The organism is Cupriavidus sp. FW306-1B-F12B, from assembly GCF_058781795.1.
Genome location: NZ_JBYSXC010000038.1, coordinates 1 through 1270, shown reverse-complemented (window position 1 = coordinate 1270; position 1270 = coordinate 1). Strand labels below are relative to the sequence as shown.

At 61.9% G+C, this 1270-nt stretch carries 1 protein-coding gene; it reads left to right on the top strand.

Annotated elements, in window-relative coordinates:
- The first annotated feature begins 88 nt into the window (after window positions 1–88).
- Complete coding sequence (locus tag AC3WLE_RS30370; protein ID WP_492357605.1) at window positions 89–1219, top strand: IS481 family transposase; 1131 nt, start codon at window positions 89–91, stop codon at window positions 1217–1219.
- The last annotated feature ends 51 nt before the right edge of the window (window positions 1220–1270 follow it).

Sequence of the window (1270 nt, the reverse complement as noted above, 5' to 3'; positions counted from 1 at the left end):
TGTATAGACCGGGGACATAGGTAACACCTGTTCGGGGACATGGGTAACACAACTAGACTGGCTGGCAGTGTCTTTTGGGAGACCTGCCATGCCATGGAAGGAAGTGTCACTCATGGATCAACGCAGGGAACTGGTGATGCTGGCCAGCCAGCCAGGAGCGAACCGGCGGGAGTTGGCCAGGCGATGGGGCATTGCCCCGAAGACGTTGTACAAGTGGCTGTCGCGCTACGCCGAGTCGGGCGAGGGCGGGCTGACAGACCAGTGTCGACGGCCCGCAGCCAATCCGTTGCGTACCGCGCCGGAGCTTGAGCGCCAGGTATTGGCCTTGCGAGACGAGCATCCTTACTGGGGTGCGCGCAAGCTGGCCAAGCTGCTGCAGAACGCCGGCGTGGACGCACTGCCGGCGCCCAGTACCATTCACGAGATCCTGCGCCGCCACGGCCGCCTGGGCGTGGGCGTTGCCGCGGGCCAGCAGCCGTTCCAGCGCTTTGAGCATGCCGAGCCCAATACCTTGTGGCAGATGGACTTCAAAGGCTACGTGCGCAACGAGCGCGGGATTTGTCATCCGCTGACGGTGCTCGATGACCATTCGCGATTCAACCTGTGCCTTGCTGCCTGTGGCGACGAGCGTGCTGAGACGGTCCAGTCCAGGTTGATTGCGACGTTTCGCCGCTACGGCTTGCCGCACCGCATGACGATGGACAACGGTCCGCCATGGGGCGGCGATTCCGAAGGCCTGGGCTATACGGCGCTGACGGTCTGGCTGATGCAGCTGGGCATCGAAGTCAGCCACTCAAGGCCATATCACCCCCAGACCCAAGGCAAGGACGAGCGGTTTCATCGCACCCTCAAGGTCGAACTATTGCAGCATCGGCGTTTTGCGGACAACGACGAAGCGCAGCGCGTCTTCGACCGCTATCGCGAAACCTATAACGGCAAGCGCCCGCACGAAGCATTGGGCATGGCGGTGCCCATGCAGCGCTATCGTGCCAGCGTCATTGCATATCCGGAGATGCTGCCAGCCGCCGAGTACCTGTCTTGTGACAAGGTCTATAAAGTTGACAGGTCCGCGCGCATTGCAGTGGGCCGGCGGCGCTTTAAGATTGGCAAAGCGTTCATCGGCCAGCGCATTGCCTTGCGACCCACGGCGCAGGACGGCTGCTACCGCGTGTGGTTCAGCCGCTTTGAGATCGGAGAACTTGACCTGCGCGCATCATGATGCGCGCAGGTCACGTGTCACCTATGTCTCCGAACACCTGTTACCCATGTC

Coding starts and splice junctions, on each gene's coding strand:
- AC3WLE_RS30370 (WP_492357605.1), top strand. CDS start 89: ATGCCATGGAAGGAAGTGTCACTCATGGATCAACGCAGGGAACTGGTG.